Origin of the sequence: Photobacterium sp. BZF1 (assembly GCF_014349205.1) — a bacterium.
Classification (GTDB): domain Bacteria; phylum Pseudomonadota; class Gammaproteobacteria; order Enterobacterales; family Vibrionaceae; genus Photobacterium.
Map to the genome: position 1 here is coordinate 1 of NZ_JACSOF010000089.1, position 20088 is coordinate 20088.

A 20088-nucleotide genomic window follows, 5' to 3' on the forward strand; every position below is an offset into this window, starting at 1 on the left:
GCGCAACAAGATATTCATAAATAACTTAAAATAGGGAAAGATATAACTATTTTTAATTGGTGAAAGTCAGACAATTGGCTTAAAGTATCGCCGATCAACAGGTTTATACTGTTTTAATCGAAGGTTAGATCATTGGAAGAACAAGCCTTGCTGACTCTGTCGTGCTTTCCCGTGACACAATTTTCCGACCTTTGGCTACACTGGGTACCTGTTGGGCTCTAAACTCCCATAATTAGCACTAAACTCCATATGCAATCACTTGAATTAGCCATTTTTCTGCAGTTTTTCGTTGGCCTGATAGCTGCTGTCAACCCGGTCGGGATTATGCCTATCTTCGTCTCGTTGACAGGCCACATGAGCCCGGAAGAACGCAATAAAACAGCCCTGACAGCCAACCTTGCCGTTGCTGTGATCCTGACTGTCTCGCTACTGGCAGGCCAGCTTTTGCTCGATATGTTCAGTATATCCCTCGACTCGTTCCGCGTTGCCGGTGGCCTACTGCTGCTGACAATCGCGTTTTCGATGATGAGCGGTAAGCTCGGTGAAGATAAACAGAACAAGCAGGAAAAATCCGAATCTATCAGCCGCGAGCAGATCGGTGTTGTTCCACTTGCCATGCCTTTAATGGCAGGCCCTGGTGCTATTAGTTCTACTATTGTCTACGGTTCACGTTACCCGGGGATGAGCAGCACGATAGGCATTGCAGTGACCATTGTCGCTTTTGCATTTTGCTGTTGGCTGCTGTTCCGTGCCGCACCGATTATCGTTCGTTTCCTAGGCCAGACCGGCATCAACGTCATTACCCGTATCATGGGTTTGATTCTGGCCGCATTGGGTATTGAGTTTATAGCCAACGGACTGCGTGCCTTGTTCCCGGGCCTTGCTTAACAAAGCTGGGGCCAACAACAGTCACCCGTCTCCTGCCCTCGTTATGGCCGGATAGCTTTTAAACAAAGCTTCCGGCCTTGTGTCACACCGCTCGACAAAAGAACAATAGTGCTTACCCCTCAACAATAATTAGGTTTATTATTTATACACTTATCGTAAATTAATGAGACCTATCGCTTTGGTTACCCTGACCCGTAAACAGCGCCTCTACCAAATTATCTTCGGCACCCAGACCAAAGCGGGCCGAAACTTCGACATCGCGTTGATTATCGCCATTCTATGCTCTGAGCTTATCTTGATCCTATCAACCATCCGTTCGGTTGATTTCAAATACAGCGAAGCATTGACGGTTCTCGAATGGGTTTTCACTATTCTCTTCACGATTGAATATGCGCTGCGCCTATACTGCTCTCCCAAGCCGTGGGCCTATGCACGCAGTTTTTACGGTGTGATTGACTTAATTGCAGTCCTACCCAGCTATCTGGCTTTCCTGTTCCCGGGATCAAACTACCTACTTATCATACGCCTGATCAGGGTCATGCGAATCTTCCGGATCCTCAAACTGGCCCGTTTCCTCAAAGACTCCAATATCTTGCTGCGCTCCCTGCTGATGGCACAGCGCAAAATCTTGGTGTTCTTCAGCACAGTTGCCATATTGGTTACTGTCCTTGGTTCGTTGCTCTACATCGTTGAAGGGCCTGACAACGGATTTACTAGTATCCCCACCAGCATCTATTGGGCCATCGTCACCATTACCACCGTTGGCTATGGCGATATCGTGCCGCAGACAGATATAGGTAAAGCCATTGCAGCGTTTACCATGCTGCTCGGTTACTCAATTCTGGCCGTGCCTACCGGGATCATCACCGCAGAACTCAGCCTAGAAATGAAAACGCAGCGTGAGCTGATCCGCTGCACCAACTGCTCGGCCAGCGGCCACGAGAACGATGCCAACTTCTGCAAAAAATGCGGAACCCAGTTACCTGAACACCTCTGATACTAGAGGGTAGATTTAGCTGATCGCACAGATAGAAAAACGGCACCCTGTATGGGTGCCGTTTTAAAATCTCATTTGTGTCCAACACGCTAAGGCTAGTTATGCAGGAAGTTCACCGCTTTATCTGGGAAGTCGGTAAACACCCCGTCTACATCGGCGGTGTTGTAGAAAATATCTAGCATATCGTTGAAGTCATTGGCATAGGCCGGGATACGTCCTTCATCCGAACGGAAGGTATATGGGTGTACCTGCATGCCAGCTTCATGGGCAGCCTTGACCAAGCCCGTTAGCTTGATATTGCCTTTGGTTGACTCATCAGACACAACCATTGGCTTCCAAGGACCAATGCCATCGGCATATTTGCCAACTGTAGCCATGCCATTTGGTTCGAACATCCAATCATAGCTGTAAGGCTGCGCATTGCCGTCCTTGCCGTACTCCATGGTTTCGTTCCAATCGGTGTAAGCCATCAGCTGGACCAGTTTGACATCCATTCCCATTGCCGGCATCAACTCATCATGAATTCGCTTGAGCTCATTGAAGTCGAATGTCTGCAAATACACTTTGCTGTCTTTGCTGGTATAACCGTATTGCTTGAGCACTTTGAGTACAGCAGCACTGATGTCTTTGCCTTCGTGGCGGTGGAACCAAGGCGCTTTGATTTCTGGGTAGATACCGATGTCATAACCCAAGGTTTTGTTCAGGCCATGGATCATTTCGATCTCTTCTTCAAAGGTCGGCACTTTGAAATCTGACTGCCACATCGGGAAGCGCTCAGGGAAGCCCTGCACCTGCTTACCCTCTTTGATGTTGAAGCCTTCAGTCACGCTTAGCTGCTTGATTTCGGCCAGAGTAAAATCAATGGCGTAGTAGCGGCCATCTTTACGGGCACGGTCGGGGAACACCTCGGCAACATTGGTGACACGGTCAAGGTAGTGATCATGCAGCACGACCAGTCTGTCATCTTTAGTCATGACGACATCCTGCTCGATGTAATCCGGCTTCATGGCATAGGCCAGCGCTTTGGCGGCTAAGGTATGCTCCGGTAGGTAGCCGGAAGCACCACGGTGGGCTACGACCACTTTATCACTGTTGGTTTCGTCAGTGCCGATTTGGGCAAAGCTTGGGGAAGCAAGTAAGGCACTGCCAATCACGGCTGCAAGGCAAGCTGTTTTCATTATTATGTCCTAGTCCATACGTTGTTATTGTCTTGTTTTGTATAAGCATAATAATGATTCGCTAATATTTCAGTAGCATGACTTTCGCTATGTGTGATCAGCAGCGCTCGAAATTGAGCATATAAGTTTCGAATGGTGATCTTGATGTGATTTTTGATTATAAGATATAAAAAAAGCCGGAGTTTTCACTCCGGCTTAATTAATTCAAAGAAGGTTATTCTTTACTTACGGCGCCAAGTTGTACCTTGAGGTCCATCTTCCAGGATGATACCCATTGCGGTCAGCTTGTCGCGGGCTTCATCAGCCGCTGCCCAGTCTTTTGCTGCACGGGCATCCAGACGCTGCTGGATAAGCGCTTCGATTTCAGCGACGTCTTCGTCAGGGCCACCTTGCAAGAAAGCTTCAGGCTCTTGCGCCAATAGGCCAAGCACATCTGCCAACTCACTCATACGTGCACCCAGCGCAGATGCCGCATTGATATCTTCCGCTTTCAGGCGGTTGATTTCACGCGCCATATCAAACAGCACAGAGTAAGCTTCTGGCGTGTTGAAATCATCGTCCATTGCTTCTTTGAAGCGTGCGATAAACTCGTCACCGCCTGCAGCAGCAACAGAAGTATCTAGGCCACGTAGTGACGTGTACAGGCGCTCAAGGGCTGAACGGGCCTGCTTGAGGTTTTCTTCGCTATAGTTTAGCTGGCTACGGTAGTGGCCAGACATCAGGAAGTAACGCACGGTTTCAGCATCGTAGTGACCCAGCACATCACGGATAGTAAAGAAGTTACCCAGTGATTTTGACATCTTCTCACGGTCAACCATTACCATGCCACTGTGCATCCAAGTATTCACGTACTGTGAACCCGTTGCACAGCAAGACTGGGCAATTTCATTCTCGTGGTGCGGGAACTGCAGATCAGAACCACCACCGTGGATATCGAAATGATCGCCAAGGATAGCCGAGTTCATTGCAGAACATTCGATGTGCCAGCCCGGACGCCCTGCGCCCCATGGTGATTCCCAAGTTGGCTCACCCGGCTTGGACATCTTCCACAGCACGAAATCAAGCGGGCTACGCTTGGCTGTTTCGATATCAACGCGGGCACCGGCCTGAAGCTGATCAAGGTCTTGCTTAGACAGCTTGCCGTATTCGTCGAACTTGCTCACTTCGAACATCACATCGCCATTGTCCGCCACGTAAGCGAAGCCGCGCTCAATCAGGCGCTCACACATAGTGATAATTTCGGCAATGAATTCCGTCGCGCGAGGTTCAATATCAGGACGCTTCATGCCCAGAGCATCGAAGTCAGCGTGCATTTCGCCAATCAGGCGCTCGGTCAATGAATCACAGCTTTCGCCATTTTCCGCTGCACGCTTGATGATCTTGTCATCAATATCTGTGATGTTACGAACGAATGTCAGATCGTAACCCGAGTAACGCAGGTAACGCGAAACCACATCGAATGACACAAACGTACGGCCGTGACCGATGTGACACAAATCGTAGATGGTAACCCCACAGACATACATGCCAACTTTACCTGGCTGAATGGGTTTAAATTCCTCTTTCTGTCTTGTCAGTGAGTTATAGATCTTCAACATGTCTCTTCAATACTCATTTGGTGGGGTTACATTTCAGGAGGGTAATTACACCTTTATTGGCTGCCTATGGCAAGGAAAATCACGCCATCGGGACGATTCTGCAACAATATCGCCAAGGATACTGCCGCAATCGCTCAGCCTCTACAACCATAGTCCATGGTGCCAAGCCTCCGCTCATATTCTATAGTTAAGCAAAAGGTCAAGATTTCGCCTATTTATCACAGAGTTTGCTAACTCTGACGGTTATTATTGACGGCTAGACCGGGTAAGATAGAATCCAATATTTAAAGCAATATACACCTATTTAAAGGACAAGCTCATGGTAACGCTTCACACTACTTTTGGTGACATCAAAATCCAACTAAACACTGAAAAAGCACCTGAGACCTGTGCAAACTTCCTACAGTACTGCCGTGACGGTTTCTACAACGGTACTTTGTTCCACCGCGTTATCGATGGTTTCATGATCCAGGGCGGCGGCATGGCTTCTGGCATGGAAGAAAAAGAAACTCGTGCACCAATCAAAAACGAAGCAAGCAACGGCCTAAGCAACAAAGTGGGCACACTGGCAATGGCACGTACTATGGAGCCGCATTCTGCTAGCTCTCAGTTCTTCATCAACGTGAACGACAACAAATTCCTGGACTTCAAATCAGAAACACCTGACGGTTGGGGTTACTGCGTATTTGCTGAAGTTGTTGAAGGCATGGACGTAGTGAACAAAATCAAAGGCGTAGCAACAGGTAACTGGGGCTACGTACACCAGGACGTACCGGTAGAAGAAGTTGTTATCAACAACGTAACTATCGAAGAGTAATGCTTCACAAAGGGTGGCCGTTGTGCCACCCTTCCCTGCTATGACCACACTTTTTATTTCCGATCTGCACCTGAGTGCCGACAGGCCTGACATCACTGCCTGCTTCCTTCGTTTTATGTCCACCGAAGCCCGTGGTATTGATGCCCTTTATGTATTGGGCGATCTATTTGAAATGTGGATAGGCGATGATGATGATTCCCCGTTCCACCAGCAAATAAAAACGGCCTTCCGCCAACTTACCGATAGCGGTGTGCCTTGCTACTTCATCCACGGCAACCGTGATTTCCTGATAGGCAAGCGATTTAGCCAAGAAACCGGCGTCGAACTTCTACCCGAACACACAGTTGTTGATCTTTACGGTACCGCCACCCTGATCCTACATGGTGACACTTTGTGCACTTTGGATGAAGGCTATCAGCGCTACCGAAAAAAGGTACACAACCGCTTTATCCAATGGTTGTTTTTCCGCCTGCCACTGAGCTATCGCCAGCGTATCGGGGAGAAGATGCGAAGTGGTAGCAGCCAGACCAACCAGGCTAAAAGCCAAGCCATTATGGATGTTACCCCAGAAGAGGTTGTCCATGTTATGGCAGAGCTTGGGGTCAACCAGATGATCCACGGCCATACCCATCGCCCTGATATACATGCCCTGTCTGTCAACGGCGAAGACGGACGTCGGATTGTGCTCGGAGACTGGTATGATCATGGCTCTGTATTGGTTTGTACCCCGCAGGGTTGCGAACTGGAAACACGTGATTTTCAGCCTTAACTAACGCTAGTTACACCCAATCACAGTCGCCACAGCCAAACACAGACAATAAAAAAGGTACGCCATGCGTACCTTTTTCACTGCTGGTAGGATACAACAGCCTATTTAGCAGAATCTGCCAGTGCTTCATTGCCAGCAAGCGCGCGCTCTTTTGACCACGAGCGGTACATGGTAATCGAGGTATATAGCACCACACCAATGACCAACCAAGCTAACAAGTGCAGATCAAGTGACTTAACCAGATACGCTGCAATCACTACACCAATTGGGCCAGTTATCGCAACCACCAACGCCGCACGGCTGTTGATGCGGTTCATTCGGATAAAGCCACCCGCCGAGAAAAAGCTCAAGAAGGCGCACGAACACATCATGATTGGGAACGCCGCCAACGGGTGCATACCCAATAGGTAAACCATGGTCATACATGGGGCATAAAGGCCGATGCCGACTGTCATCAGCGCGCCGAACAGGAAGTTACCCGCAATAGCTACCGCCAATTTCCAACCTGACAGACCAAGCTCCAGGCCTCCAAGCGGGAACAGCTTGAGCTGTCCTGTCAACATCAAGCTCGCTACCACCAGCAAGGCCCCACTCATAACCAAGCGGATCAACTGGCGATCCCAACTGGAAACCAAACGGGCACCAAAGGTTGCTCCCAAACAGGCTGCCAGCACCATGGAAACCATGGTCGTCGGGTCGACATCCACGGCAGTCAGAAAAATCAGTGACTGAACCACGGTTGCTAGAACCGCCTGACAATTGAGCGTTCCCGGTAGCAGTTGATCGTCTATGAGCTTAAATTGTTTATAGCCTGCAGTTTTGATAGCAAAGCTACCGACACCCAAGGTGTCACAGAAGTTGGCAAAGCCGCCAATCAGGCCAATAGGTAAGATTTTTGTTTGTGCTTCCTGCTCTCGATTTTTACGCCATGAAAGAAGCAACATAGCGATAAAAACCAGTCCACCTACAAGCAATCCCGCTTGTATGATTGTGAATACGGTCATGAGTTACACAAAATTTTTTCGGAAAGCCGCGGATTATCCATTATGCTCACGAATAATTCCATCATCAGTATCATTATTAATTGGCAAAAAAATGTAACACTGTCTTATTAGGCTTATTTTTGTCATACTTTGTATGAAAAGCCATACATTAATCATCAAATGCAACTACATTAATAATGGCACCACCAACGTAAGATCGATTATTTACTTACATGAATTCATATCTTGCCAGACAGCCAGTCTTAAACAGGGACAAAGACACCATCGGCTATGAGCTGTTATTCCGAGACGGTCCAAACAACAGTTTCCCTGATGTTGATGAAGAACATGCCACTCATCGCCTGCTGACTGACAACTTCCTCAGCACCGGCCACAGTGACGTCGCTTCCGGTAAAAAAGCCTTTATCAATTTTCCGCACGGTAGCCTGATAAACCGTATACCGCTACTGTTTCCGAAAAAAAGCTTCATCATCGAAATACTGGAAACCTGCCAGCCAGATGATAATCTGCTTGCTGCCGTCATGGAACTCTACCAAGCTGGCTACACCTTGGCATTAGATGATTTCACCCCGACACCGGAATGGAACCGCTTCATCCCGTTTGTTCATATTATCAAGTTTGATCTTCGGGCAACGCCGCTGGCGAAGGCTGGGTTTTTCATCCGTCGCCTAAAAGAAAAAGGCAGCAAGATTACCTTTTTGGCAGAGAAAGTCGAAACTCACGAGGAGTTTATGGCAGCCAGTGAGGCCGGTTTTGATCTCTTCCAGGGCTACTTTTTTAGCCGGCCAGAAATCGTTCGCAAAAAAGCGCTTGAGCCTTCGGCGCTCACAACCCTTCGGCTCTACAAAGAAATCAGCCGCGTCGAGGTCAACTTTGACAAGATCGAGAAGATCATTGCGACTGATGTAACGCTCTCTTATAAGTTGCTACGCCATGTCAATAACATAACTTATACCCGTGCCAAGCCGATCTCTTCGTTCAAGCAAGCATTGATCTATCTCGGCGAGGAAAAGCTCAGGCGTTTTGTCACCTTTGTTGCAACTTCTCATGCCGTTGAAAAAAAACCAGAATCGCTATACTTCCTATCACTACAACGAGCACGATTTAGCGAGCAATTAAGCCAACACCTACAGATACCGATCGATAGCAACGAAGCCTTTTTGACCGGGCTGTTTTCATTGCTCGATAGCATTTTGGAGCAGCCCATTGAAGCGCTTATCGATCAACTCCCCTTGGACGAGACAGTTCAGCACGCCCTGATCAATCGCCGTGGTTATCTGGGAGGGATCCTGCGTTTGGCTGTTGCCCATGACCAAGCGGATTGGCAAACCATCAAACGCTTATGTCAGGCGCTCAAACTCGAAGAATCAGTCGTTGCAGAGACCTATATGGAATCTTTAAAATGGGTCACAGTGTTTGAGCAAAAGTTACCGAGTAAACCATGACCCAACCAATCTCGTCATGCCCTTGTGGCAGCCAACGCCTTTTGGCGGAATGCTGCCAACCTATCCACCAAAACCCAAGCCTTGCGACCCACCCAGAACAACTCATGCGCTCACGCTACAGTGCCCATGTATTGGGCTTAGTGGACTACGTTGTGGCTACCTACCATCCAAGTTGCGAGGCTGAACAATACCGTGAAGCCATTGCAGAATCGGTAAATAGCCAATGGCTGGGGCTAGAAGTGATCAACAGTGAAATTGCAACCGACGTCGAGGGTTATGTCGAATTCAAAGCCTTCTACCAAGAAGGTGACGATCAATATTGCCTCCATGAACGTTCACGTTTCCTCAAAGAGGTAGTGGACGGCAACCCCCAGTGGTTTTACATCGATGGCGAATACCCAGCGCCACCCGCTGTTGAAGAAAACAAGCCTTCCCCTGTTGTCAGCGACAAAGTCGGGCGCAATGACCCGTGCCCTTGCGGCAGCGGTAAAAAATTCAAAAAGTGCTGTGGCTAAAAAGGCGGGTCAATCCACACCACTTCACGGCTCCCCTCCCCTAGTGATCTAGGGGAGTTTTTCACCCAGGCAAAATTATTCATTAAACAGAATAAACCTTCCCACACCTGACACTACTGCACGCCCACCAATCGTTAACAAATCGTATTCTTTCTTGTTGCGAGACATATTTCCCACTTTCAGCGTAAAAGCAAAAAACCGTCTACAATCTTCGCTTTACAGTCCTATTTGGTTAGGTTTCATCCAACCCAAAATACCAGCTTGGTAAAAATTTAAAATTTCCGTAAAATTGCTATTGCAAAATAAATCCAGCTTCGTTAGTGTGAATCACAAGCAAGCGTTAATAATGATTTATACAGAGTACATATCTATGCGTATCCCAATGGTTAACCTACATCACCATCATCATCCTGATTAGTCTTTCGGGAGGATACGCCTCGCTCTGGAAGACGCAAGAAAACTCTTCCAGCGGTCGCTAAGCACAGATTACAAGGCCCTCGGAAGAGATATCTTCCGAGGGTTTTTTCGTTTTCAGGCTCAACATCGAGTACAGGGATTAAAACAATGCAGACACAACGACTACGAATTGCAATTCAAAAGAAAGGACGCCTGAGCAAAGAGTGCCAGGAGCTACTCAAGCGTTGCGGCGTGAAGTTCAACATGATGGGTGAGCGCTTGGTGGTTCACTCTGAAAACATGCCTATCGACCTATTGCTGGTTCGTGATGACGATATCCCGGGCCTGATCATGGACGGTGTTGTAGATCTGGGTGTCATCGGTGAAAACGAGCTGGAAGAAGTCGGCCTTGAGCGTGAAGCCCGTGGCGAGCCAGCCGACTATATCAAGCTACGCCGCCTGGACTTCGGTGGTTGCCGCCTGTCCATTGCGATCGACAAAGATGCCGAGTACAACGGCCCGCAAGACCTGCAAGGCAAGCGCATTGCAACGACCTACCCGCAGTTGGTGAAGCGCTACATGGACGAGCTAGGCGTGCAATTCAGTACCTGTATGCTCAACGGCTCGGTGGAAGTCGCCCCGCGTGCAGGCCTTGCCGATGCTATTTGTGACCTGGTTTCAACCGGCGCAACCCTGGAAGCCAACGGCCTGAAAGAAGCCGAAGTGATCCTGCGCTCCAAAGCAGTGCTTATCCAGCAGACCGGCGAACTGTCTGCCGACAAACAAGCCCTGATTGACCGCCTGCTAACCCGTATGCAGGGTGTTATCCAGGCCAAAGAATCTAAGTACATCATGCTACACGCACCCGCTGAGCGCCTTGACCAAATCAAAGCCCTGCTACCGGGTGCCGAAGACCCAACGGTACTGCCGCTGTCACAAGATAAGAGCCGCGTGGCAGTACATCTTGTCAGCTCTGAAAACTTGTTCTGGGAAACCATGGAGCAACTCAAAGAACTGGGCGCAAGCTCAATCCTTGTACTACCTATCGAAAAGATGATGGAGTAAGCAATGAAAACCGTTGTGTGGCAATCCCTGAGCGAAAACCAACAAGAAAGCCTGCTTGAGCGCCCTGCGATCACTGAAGGTGCCAACATCACTGCGATTGTCGAAGGCGTCATTGGTGATGTCCGTAACCGTGGCGACCAAGCTTTGCTTGAGTTGACTGAGAAATTCGACGGCATCAAGCCGGACAGTATCAAGGTGAGTGCCGAGGAAGTCTCTGCAGCTTCAGAAAGGCTGAGCGATGAGATGAAGCAGGCGCTACAACAGGCCTACCAAAATATCGCCACTTTCCACAAAGCACAAAAACAACCGACGTTGCGGGTGGAAACCCAGCCGGGTGTAGTCTGTGAGCAGGTTACCCGCCCAATCAACTCTGTGGGTTTGTATATCCCAGGCGGAAGTGCACCACTGCCATCAACGGTATTGATGCTCGGCGTACCAGCCCAGATTGCAGGCTGTCGCCAGGTCGTATTATGTTCACCACCGCCTATCGCCGACGAAATCCTTTATGTCGCCAAACTGTGTGGGATTAACGAGATCTACAATGTCGGTGGTTCGCAGGCGGTTGCGGCGATGGCTTACGGTACAGAATCCGTTGCCAAGGTAGATAAAATCTTCGGCCCGGGTAATGCCTTTGTCACCGAAGCAAAACGTCAGGTCAGTAATGACTTCCGTGGTGCTGCGATTGATATGCCAGCAGGCCCATCCGAAGTACTGGTCATTGCCGATAGCAGCGCAGATCCAGATTTCATTGCCGCCGACTTGCTCAGCCAAGCCGAGCACGGCCCTGATTCACAGGTAGTGCTGGTAACGCCCGACCCAAGCATTGCCGATCGCACAGCCGACGCTATCCAGCAGCAGCTAAAAGCCCTGCCGCGAGCAGACATTGCCCGCCAGGCGCTGGGCTCAAGCATTTTGATTGTGGCGGAAAGCCTGACCCAGTGTGTGTCTATTTCCAATCACTACGGGCCGGAGCACTTGATTGTGCAAACCCGCAATCCGCGTGATCTGGTTTCTCAACTAGACAACGCCGGTTCAATTTTCCTTGGTAACTGGTCACCGGAATCAGTTGGTGATTATGCCTCTGGTACCAACCACGTATTGCCGACTTACGGCTACACCCGTACTTATTCAAGCCTGGGACTCGCTGATTTTAGCAAGCGCATGACAGTGCAAGAGTTGAGTGCCGATGGCCTGAAAGAGTTGGCACCAACCGTTGTCGCTATCGCCGAAGCAGAAGGCCTTGATGCCCACAAACGCGCTGTCACTATCCGGGTTGAAAAACTGGCTGCGGCACAAGATGTAACTAAAGGGGCGTAACATGAAGATTGAGCAACTGGCACGTAAAACTGTTCGCGAACTGACGCCTTACCAGTCAGCCCGCCGTCTTGGCGGCAGTGGCGATATCTGGCTCAATGCCAACGAATCTCCGTTTGCCAACGAATACAATATCAAATGCGATCGCCTCAACCGTTACAGTACCTGCCAGCCTGCAGAGCTAATTGAAGCCTATGCCGATTATGCTTCGGTACGCCCTGAGCAGGTATTGACATCACGCGGTGCCGATGAAGGTATCGAGCTACTGATCCGCGCTTTCTGCGAGCCAAACCAAGACAGTATTCTGTACTGCCCACCAACTTATGGCATGTATGCCATCAGTGCGGAAACCTTCGATGTCGCGACGAAGACCGTTCCACTGACTGCTGATTGGCAGTTGGATCTGGAGGGTATCCGCGAAAACCTTGACGGTGTGAAGCTGGTTTTTGTCTGCAGCCCGAACAACCCAACCGGCAACCTTATCAAGCGCCAAGATATCGAATCCCTGCTGGATATGACCCAGGGCAAGGCTCTGGTTGTCGTTGACGAGGCTTACATCGATTTCTGCCTCGAAGAAACAACGGCGAACATGCTGGAGCAATACCCTAACTTGGTAGTTTTGCGTACTTTATCAAAGGCTTTCGCCCTTGCCGGCCTTCGTTGTGGCTTTACCATTGCCAACCAGGAAGTGATTGAGTTGCTCCTGAAAGTCATTGCCCCATATCCTGTCCCAGTTCCGGTGACCGATATCGCGGTACAGGCACTCTCCCCTGCAGGGCGTGCCAAAACCAAGTTCCAAGTATTGGATATCAGCGCCAACCGTGCCTACCTTCAGGCAGGGCTCGGGATGTTGGAAGGTGTTACCGTGTACGAGGGTTACGGCAACTACTTGCTGGTGAAATTCCCTGACGCTGATGCCCTGTTCAGCGCCCTGTGGGACCACGGCATTATCTTGCGCCGCTCGCCGATCGAGAACTGTATCCGTATCAGTATCGGTAATCGCGACGAATGTGAAAAAACACTGGCCTTCATCCGAGAGCAGCTAGGACAAAATTAAGAGAAAGGACAACACTGTGAGCAAGGAAAAAATCTTATTTATCGACCGTGACGGCACCCTGATCGTTGAACCACCAATCGACTTCCAGGTAGACCGCCTCGACAAGCTCAAGCTGGAGCCTTTTGTGATCCCTGCACTGCTGAAGCTTCAGGATGCCGGTTATAAATTGGTGATGGTCACCAACCAGGACGGTCTGGGAACCAGCAGCTACCCGCAGGAAGATTTCGATGCCCCGCACAATATGATGATGGAGATCTTTGAATCCCAAGGGGTGAAGTTTGATGATGTCCTGATCTGCCCGCACTTCGATGAAGACAACTGCAGTTGCCGCAAGCCCAAGCTGGGTTTGGTCAAAGGCTACCTCCAGCAAGGCAGGGTCGATTTCGAAACATCGGCTGTGATTGGCGACCGCCAAACCGACCTGCAACTGGCGGAAAACATGGCTATCCGAGGCATCCAGTACAATCCGCAGACGATGGACTGGCAACAGATCGTTAAAGATCTTACGACCCGTCCACGGATCGCCGAAGTGGTGCGGACGACCAAGGAAACCGATATCCGCGTCAAGGTAAACCTGGATGAGACTGGCGGCAACCACATTGCCACCGGGCTTGGCTTCTTTGATCACATGCTGGATCAAATCGCGACCCACGGTGGCTTCCGCATGGAGCTAACCGTCGATGGCGACCTTCACATCGACGATCACCACAGCGTTGAAGATGCCGCACTGGCTCTGGGTGAAGCATTGAAAAAAGCACTGGGCGACAAGCGTGGTATTGGCCGCTTCGGCTTCAGCCTGCCGATGGACGAATGCCTGGCACAGTGTGCATTGGATTTGTCAGGACGCCCTTATCTCAAGTTCGATGCGACTTTCAGCCGCGAGCAAGTTGGCGATCTGTCGACGGAAATGGTTTCCCACTTCTTCCGCTCGCTGACTGATACGCTGGCATGCACCCTGCACCTTTCATCGACGGGTAACAATGATCACCACATCGTCGAGAGCCTGTTCAAAGCCTTTGGCCGTACCCTGCGTCAGGCCATTCGGGTAGAAGGTAACGAACTACCGAGCAGCAAGGGAGTATTGTAATGTCAGCATCTAACCAGCAAGTCGTCATCATCGATACCGGTTGTGCCAACGTGTCATCGGTGCGCTTTGCCATTGAGCGGTTGGGCTATGCCGTGACCGTCAGCAAAGATCCTGACGTTGTTCTGGCTGCAGACAAACTGTTCCTACCGGGTGTGGGCACTGCCAGCGAGGCGATGAAAAACCTTGAAGAGCGTGATCTTATCAATCTGGTAAAGCAGGTCGACAAACCGCTGCTTGGCATCTGCCTCGGTATGCAGTTGCTGGGCGAACTGTCGGAAGAACAAGGCCAAAGCGGCACCGAGCAGGTTAACTGCCTCGGCCTTTGCGGTGCGCCAGTGAAGAAGATGCAAACTGGCGAACTACCCCTACCCCACATGGGTTGGAATACCGTTACCGCCGAGCAGGATCACCCCTTGTTCAAGGGCATTCCTGCTGGCAGCTATTTTTACTTTGTCCACAGCTATGCGATGCCTGTTTTCGATATACCAGAAGCAGGACGCACGATTGCCAGTTGCGAATACGGCCAACCGTTTACCGCTGCGGTCCAGAGCGGTAACTACTACGGCGTCCAATTCCACCCGGAGCGCTCGAGCAAAGCTGGCTCCCAGTTGATCAAAAACTTTCTTGAAATGTAAGGACACCAAAAGGACTTGATATGATTATTCCCGCACTCGATTTAATTGAAGGTCAGGTTGTCCGCCTGTTTCAAGGAGACTACGGCAAGGTAACCGAATACAAAGTCGACCCTGCCGAGCAATTCAACTTATACCACCAGGCCGGTGCGAACTGGCTGCACTTGGTTGATCTAACCGGTGCCAAAGATACCTCGGCCCGCCAGCTTGATTTGATCAGTCAACTGCTGGCCAGCACACCAGCCAATATCCAGATTGGTGGTGGCGTCCGTACCGAACAAGATGTCGCTGATTTGCTTAATGCCGGTGCCCAGCGTGTGGTGATCGGCTCGACTGCCGTCAAACAGCCAGAACTTGTTAAAGGCTGGATGGAAAAGTATGGCCCTGAGCACATTGTTCTGGCACTCGATATCAATATTGATGCCGATGGCAAACGCAATGTCGCCGTTTCCGGTTGGCAGGAAGATTCGGGCGTCACCATCGAAGCCCTACTCGACGACTTCCTGACGGTTGGCCTTAAGCATGTACTATGTACCGATATCTCACGGGATGGCACACTGGAAGGCTCGAACGTCGAACTGTACCAAGATTTGTGTGCCCAATACCCGCAAGTTCAGTTCCAGTCGTCTGGCGGCATTGGTTCGCTCGATGACATCGCAGCGCTGAAAGGTTCTGGGGTCGCTGGCGTAATCGTCGGCCGAGCCCTGCTTGATGGCAAGTTTACCGCAGAGCAAGCTTTTGCTTGCTGGGCAGAATAAGGGCAAGGAGACAATAAATGTTAGCAAGACGAATTATTCCCTGCCTCGATGTTAGGGATGGCCAGGTGGTTAAAGGGGTACAGTTCCGCAACCACGAAATCATCGGTGACATCGTTCCACTTGCCAAACGCTACGCCGAAGAGGGTGCCGACGAACTGGTGTTCTACGATATCACTGCTTCAAGCGATGGCCGTGTGGTTGATAAAAGCTGGGTTGCCCGCGTCGCAGAAGTGATCGACATTCCTTTCTGTGTTGCCGGCGGGATCAAATCTGCCGAGGACGCCAGCCGCATCTTGCAGTTTGGCGCAGACAAAGTCTCGATTAACTCACCGGCACTGGCGGATCCCAACCTGATCACCGAGCTGGCGGATAAATTTGGGGTTCAATGTATCGTGGTCGGTATCGACTCATATTTCGATGCCGACACCGGCAAATACCAAGTTTACCAGTTCACAGGTGACGAAAGCCGTACCAAAGCAACCCGCTGGGAAACCCGTGATTGGGTGCAGGAAGTCCAGCGCCGTGGGGCCGGTGAAATCGTCCTGAACATGATGAACCAGGATGGTGTACGCAACGGCTACGATCTCACCCAACTTAACATGGTACGTGAAGTCTGCCATGTTCCGCTTATCGCCTCTGGCGGTGCCGGCGAGATGGTGCATTTTGCCGATGCGTTTAGCAAAGCGAATGTCGATGGTGCTTTGGCTGCCTCGGTATTCCACAAGCAAATCATCAATATTGGTGAGCTTAAGCAATACCTGAAACAACAAGATGTGGAGATCCGACTATGAGCCTTGTAAGCAGTATTAATTGGGAAAAAGTAGACGGATTGGTGCCGGCGATTGTCCAGGACAACACCAGCGGCCAGGTACTGATGCTGGGTTATATGAATGATGAAGCCCTGAACAAAACCTTGGAAACCAAACAGGTCACCTTCTGGTCCCGTACCAAAGAGCGGCTTTGGACCAAGGGCGAAACCTCGGGCAATGTGCTCCAGCTAAAAAGCATCAAGCTGGACTGTGACCAAGACACCCTACTGGTAAAAGTCGACCCTATCGGCCCAACCTGCCACTTGGGCACCCCTACCTGCTTTAGCAATGATACGGCTGAAGAAGGACAGGTCGAGCAACCTGCCTTGGTGTTCCTTCATCAACTTGAGCAGGTCTTGGCTTCTCGTAAAGGTGCCGATCCTGATTCGTCCTACACTGCCAGCCTCTATGCCCGTGGCACCAAGCGGATTTCGCAAAAGGTGGGTGAAGAAGGGGTTGAAGTCGCGCTTGCGGCAACGTCGGGTGACAAGGAGGAGCTGATCTGCGAATCCGCCGACTTGATTTACCACTTGCTGGTACTGCTGCAAGACCAAGGCAAGTCACTGTCGGATGTCACCGCCAAATTGCAGGAACGCCACAAATAACGCCTTCCTCTAGATACAATAAAGCCCAGTATTACTGGGCTTTATTGTTAATAGTAGATCTAATCAGCAGGGTAAAGTTTCAAAACTTACCCGCCAAGGATGGTCCGGGCTGGCGCTCCAGGGTCAGAGCGACAGGGATGTCTTTATGCGTTTTTGAAACTATATTCTGCTGTTTGAGCACAATATCGAAGTTAACGCTCAAGCGCTTCTTTGTAGTGTTTGCGGCATACCGATACATAACGGTCATTACCGCCAATTTCAACCTGATCACCGTCGGCAATAGCCTTGCCGCTGGCATCCTGGCGAATAACCATATTGGCTTTGCGGCCACAGTGGCAGATGGTTTTCAGTTCAACCAGCTTATCTGCCCACGCCAGCAAATAACGGCTGCCTTCAAATAGCTCACCACGGAAATCACTGCGAAGACCATAGCAAAGCACAGGAATATGTAGCTTATCGACCACTTCGGTTAATTGATATACCTGCTCTTTGGTCAAGAACTGGCACTCATCAATCAATACACAGTCGACTTTTTTCGCCGAATTCATATCCTGCATGCGCGCGTAAAGATCGTCGCTGGCGTTAAATAGCTCCGCCTCTTCCTGCAAACCAATACGTGAGCTGACCTTGCCTTTGCCGTAACGGTCATCAATCGCGGCGGTAAAAATCACCGGTGTCATGCCGCGTTCGCGGTAATTAAATGATGACTGTAATAATGTTGTCGACTTACCCGCATTCATTGCCGAGTAATAGAAATACATCTGGGCCATTAAGCTTCCCTAGTAATACGATTGGTGCGTGAAAAAATCAGCCGGAATGCTACAGAAAAGCCTCGAGGATTGAAAGGAAGCAGGTCAACTTCCACAACTATTTTTACCTCACAGCTGAATCGAAAATAAAAAAGCCAAGCAATATAATTACTTGGCTTTCTACTTCAAGGCAAAAGCCCTATACGATTAGTACTTCACTTCATAACCTAGGAAGAAGCGGCGACCCGGAGCGTTGTAGTAACGGCTGTTGTTAAGCTCAGATTGCGCATAAGGTGTGATGTAATCTTCGTTCAACAGGTTCTCAACGGCAAAGTTGATAGTACCTACCGGCAGGTCGTAATACATACCTGCATTCATTAGGAAGAAGCTATCGACAGCATATTTTGCACCTGATGTGATCTCATCTTCTTTGTCTCGGCTACCTGAGTAGATCATATCCAGGTTATAGCGGCCAAGCTCTTTGGCATCGTATTGCCAGCTAGAGGTAATCTTGACAGGGGCAATACGGGTACCGTCAAGCGGTTCCCAATCTGACTCCCCTTCGAGCTTACGCTCACCCTCTTGCCATGAAATTGTATTGTCATTACGCAGGTTTGCTGAGAATGAGTAACCCAAGGTTGCTTCTGCACCCCAGATTCGCTCAGGCGCACGGGTGCTCACAAGACGATCATTAACCTCATCGTAATTCAACGTTGCGCCCAGATCTGACTCACTGAAGAACACAGCCACAGAGTAATCGGCCTGGTTCACCAAACCACGCAAACCAATTTCATAGTTATCGGTTGTTATTGGTTGTATCGCCCCTTCAACGGTAGAACTGTTGCCGGTACGGATATCTCGCAGAGCTTCATTGGTAGACAGGCCCTGTGCAAAAGAAGCAAACACTTGATGCTCAGGGGTGAGATAATGAGTCACACCGACATTAAATAGGAACTCATCAAAATACGGTGAACCACCTTCAACTTCTTTACCCGCATTGCTGTGGGTATTGCCGACAATAAAGTCATCAACATTCATACGCACGTATTCATAGCGAACACCGTAAGAAACAGAAGTGTCTTCAGTCACATAACTGGTAAACTGACCAAACGGCGCAATGGCAAACTGCTCAACATCCGGGGTGTTGTTTGCAAAGCCCACACTATTTGGCTGCTTGAAAGATTGCTGCTCGACATCGAGGCCCCAGGTAACATCAGCCCAGTCCAGCATGCTGGCGATATTTAATTTCAAGCCGTAACGGTCAAAATCAGTTTCATTATGACCATAGAAGACCTTTCCAAACGTTGGAGAGTTCGGGTTTTTGTCTTCCATCTTCAAAGTCAGTGTCTCGGTGTCCTGAGTCATCCAGTAACCGGTTAGGTCCAGCATACCCAGAGAAAAACCAAGATCTTGGTAACGTACCTGATAATTGGCAAAAGTACGCGTAACGTCATTTGGCTGCGCTGGGTTGCCATCACTATCAACAGCCCCATTCACACCGTTATTGAAACCGGCGCCACAATGTTCAGCCTCTGCCGTAACACCGTTTTTCGCATCACCGCCAGTCGCACACCACCCGTCGTTATCGGTAATGTTACGGTACCCAAGGGTAAAGGTCAGGGAGCGCTCTGCATCCAAGTTGTGATTCCATACCGCACTCAGATTGATGTTATCCATATCGTCAGCATTATTGACCGATGGTAAACGGTCGCCATCGGCATCAAAACTGCCACCACGCTGATCGTAACCCAAACCAACACGCCATTGGTTCTTGTCATCACCGCCTTGCGCTTCCTGATATACATTCCAGCTAAACGAATCACTGCCAAACTCTTGGAAGTTGGTACCGACTTTAGTTCGGTACTGAGTTTCACCTTCGATTGGCATTTTGGTAATGATGTTGATAATACCGCCCTGGGCACCCAAGCCGTACACCGCCGAGCCACCTCGGATAACTTCGATGCGTTCGATATTCTGCGGGTCAATGGCAGACATTTCCTGACCAAAATCGAGGAAGCTGTTGTTCTGCGCGACACCATCAATCATTAGCAGGACTCGACGGCCACGGATGTTGTTCTGGCCTTTACTGCTTAGGTTGCCATGAATCGATGTCCCCATTCCCGGTACCAATACCGACAGCACATCATTGATATCCTGGCTTTGGTCCATCAGGCGCGAGACCTGCTCTTGATCAATAACAGTGATTGAGCGTGGTACGTCGGTCAACTGCTGCTGGCTACGGCTTGCAGTAACTACCACAGTATCCATGGCTGATGTATCTGAAGAAGCTTGGTCATTGTTTGCCAAAGCGGGAACTGAAGTAAGAGCAGCGGCAACTGCCAAACTCAAAGCGGTGTAATTCACTGTTTCTAATCCATTTTAAATGCAAATGCGCAAGATGTTTT

19 protein-coding genes and 1 other annotated feature are annotated in these 20088 nt (G+C 49.9%); of the genes, 14 read left to right on the forward strand and 5 right to left on the reverse strand.

The window, feature by feature from the left end; translation table 11 throughout:
• The first annotated feature begins 249 nt into the window (after nucleotides 1–249).
• Both BIZ37_RS18845 and BIZ37_RS18850 read left to right on the forward strand, forming a co-directional pair.
• On the forward strand, nucleotides 250–888 hold the full coding sequence (locus tag BIZ37_RS18845) for a YchE family NAAT transporter (RefSeq protein ID WP_187462794.1): 639 nt from the start codon (nucleotides 250–252) through the stop codon (nucleotides 886–888).
• Nucleotides 889–1051: 163 nt separating this feature from the next.
• Entirely contained in the window at nucleotides 1052–1885 is an 834-nt protein-coding gene (locus tag BIZ37_RS18850; protein ID WP_187462795.1) for an ion transporter, read from the forward strand.
• A gap of 95 nt (nucleotides 1886–1980) precedes the next feature.
• Here BIZ37_RS18850 and glpQ read toward each other — a convergent pair whose 3' ends face one another.
• Nucleotides 1981–3063: a glycerophosphodiester phosphodiesterase gene (glpQ, locus tag BIZ37_RS18855; protein ID WP_187462796.1), complete on the reverse strand. Its 1083-nt coding sequence runs from the start codon at nucleotides 3061–3063 to the stop codon at nucleotides 1981–1983.
• A gap of 221 nt (nucleotides 3064–3284) precedes the next feature.
• Complete coding sequence (gene cysS, locus BIZ37_RS18860) at nucleotides 3285–4661, reverse strand: cysteine--tRNA ligase (RefSeq protein WP_107298555.1); 1377 nt, start codon at nucleotides 4659–4661, stop codon at nucleotides 3285–3287.
• 319 nt (nucleotides 4662–4980) lie between these two features.
• On the opposite strand from cysS, the gene BIZ37_RS18865 reads away from it, so the two are divergent.
• Both BIZ37_RS18865 and lpxH read left to right on the forward strand, forming a co-directional pair.
• Nucleotides 4981–5478 carry a peptidylprolyl isomerase gene (locus BIZ37_RS18865; RefSeq protein WP_039463212.1) on the forward strand — a complete coding sequence of 166 codons (498 nt, stop codon included), beginning with the start codon at nucleotides 4981–4983 and terminating at the stop codon, nucleotides 5476–5478.
• Nucleotides 5479–5518: 40 nt separating this feature from the next.
• Complete coding sequence (gene lpxH / locus BIZ37_RS18870) at nucleotides 5519–6247, forward strand: UDP-2,3-diacylglucosamine diphosphatase (protein ID WP_187462809.1); 729 nt, start codon at nucleotides 5519–5521, stop codon at nucleotides 6245–6247.
• 101 nt (nucleotides 6248–6348) lie between these two features.
• Here lpxH and BIZ37_RS18875 read toward each other — a convergent pair whose 3' ends face one another.
• Complete coding sequence (locus tag BIZ37_RS18875) at nucleotides 6349–7251, reverse strand: sulfite exporter TauE/SafE family protein (RefSeq protein WP_187462797.1); 903 nt, start codon at nucleotides 7249–7251, stop codon at nucleotides 6349–6351.
• 212 nt (nucleotides 7252–7463) lie between these two features.
• Here BIZ37_RS18875 and BIZ37_RS18880 point away from each other — a divergent pair, with 212 nt between their 5' ends.
• The 10 genes from BIZ37_RS18880 to hisIE all read left to right on the forward strand — a co-directional run bounded on the left by BIZ37_RS18880 (nucleotide 7464) and on the right by hisIE (nucleotide 16934).
• Nucleotides 7464–8696 (forward strand): EAL and HDOD domain-containing protein, encoded by a 1233-nt coding sequence (locus BIZ37_RS18880; RefSeq protein WP_187462798.1) that lies wholly within the window; start codon nucleotides 7464–7466, stop codon nucleotides 8694–8696.
• A complete protein-coding gene (locus BIZ37_RS18885; RefSeq protein WP_187462799.1) occupies nucleotides 8693–9211 on the forward strand; it encodes a YchJ family metal-binding protein in 519 nt (172 codons plus the stop codon). The genes BIZ37_RS18880 and BIZ37_RS18885 overlap by 4 nt, the downstream gene beginning before the upstream one ends.
• A gap of 393 nt (nucleotides 9212–9604) precedes the next feature.
• Nucleotides 9605–9740 (forward strand) — a sequence feature (His leader region).
• A gap of 35 nt (nucleotides 9741–9775) precedes the next feature.
• On the forward strand, nucleotides 9776–10672 hold the full coding sequence (gene hisG, locus BIZ37_RS18890) for an ATP phosphoribosyltransferase (RefSeq protein WP_187462800.1): 897 nt from the start codon (nucleotides 9776–9778) through the stop codon (nucleotides 10670–10672).
• Nucleotides 10673–10675: 3 nt separating this feature from the next.
• The gene (hisD, locus tag BIZ37_RS18895; RefSeq protein ID WP_107298549.1) at nucleotides 10676–11989 is read left to right on the forward strand and encodes a histidinol dehydrogenase; all 1314 of its coding nucleotides are present in this window, start codon (nucleotides 10676–10678) and stop codon (nucleotides 11987–11989) included.
• Between the two features lie 7 nt (nucleotides 11990–11996).
• Nucleotides 11997–13043: a histidinol-phosphate transaminase gene (gene hisC, locus BIZ37_RS18900; RefSeq protein WP_187462810.1), complete on the forward strand. Its 1047-nt coding sequence runs from the start codon at nucleotides 11997–11999 to the stop codon at nucleotides 13041–13043.
• A 16-nt stretch (nucleotides 13044–13059) separates the two neighbouring features.
• Nucleotides 13060–14130 carry a bifunctional histidinol-phosphatase/imidazoleglycerol-phosphate dehydratase HisB gene (gene hisB / locus BIZ37_RS18905; RefSeq protein WP_187462801.1) on the forward strand — a complete coding sequence of 357 codons (1071 nt, stop codon included), beginning with the start codon at nucleotides 13060–13062 and terminating at the stop codon, nucleotides 14128–14130.
• Entirely contained in the window at nucleotides 14130–14765 is a 636-nt protein-coding gene (gene hisH / locus BIZ37_RS18910) for an imidazole glycerol phosphate synthase subunit HisH (RefSeq protein WP_187462802.1), read from the forward strand. The genes hisB and hisH overlap by 1 nt, the downstream gene beginning before the upstream one ends.
• 20 nt (nucleotides 14766–14785) lie before the next feature.
• Nucleotides 14786–15520, forward strand: coding sequence for a 1-(5-phosphoribosyl)-5-[(5-phosphoribosylamino)methylideneamino]imidazole-4-carboxamide isomerase (gene hisA, locus BIZ37_RS18915; RefSeq protein WP_187462803.1), 735 nt, complete (start codon nucleotides 14786–14788; stop codon nucleotides 15518–15520).
• A gap of 17 nt (nucleotides 15521–15537) precedes the next feature.
• Nucleotides 15538–16311 (forward strand): imidazole glycerol phosphate synthase subunit HisF, encoded by a 774-nt coding sequence (hisF, locus tag BIZ37_RS18920; protein ID WP_187462804.1) that lies wholly within the window; start codon nucleotides 15538–15540, stop codon nucleotides 16309–16311.
• Entirely contained in the window at nucleotides 16308–16934 is a 627-nt protein-coding gene (gene hisIE / locus BIZ37_RS18925; RefSeq protein ID WP_107298544.1) for a bifunctional phosphoribosyl-AMP cyclohydrolase/phosphoribosyl-ATP diphosphatase HisIE, read from the forward strand. The genes hisF and hisIE overlap by 4 nt, the downstream gene beginning before the upstream one ends.
• Nucleotides 16935–17125: 191 nt before the next feature.
• On the opposite strand, the gene BIZ37_RS18930 is transcribed toward hisIE, so the two are convergent.
• Both BIZ37_RS18930 and BIZ37_RS18935 read right to left on the reverse strand, forming a co-directional pair.
• Nucleotides 17126–17704, reverse strand: a complete 579-nt coding sequence (locus BIZ37_RS18930; RefSeq protein ID WP_107298543.1) for a thymidine kinase — start codon at nucleotides 17702–17704, stop codon at nucleotides 17126–17128.
• A gap of 186 nt (nucleotides 17705–17890) precedes the next feature.
• A complete protein-coding gene (locus BIZ37_RS18935) occupies nucleotides 17891–20047 on the reverse strand; it encodes a TonB-dependent receptor (protein WP_370577396.1) in 2157 nt (718 codons plus the stop codon).
• Nucleotides 20048–20088: the final 41 nt, after the last annotated feature.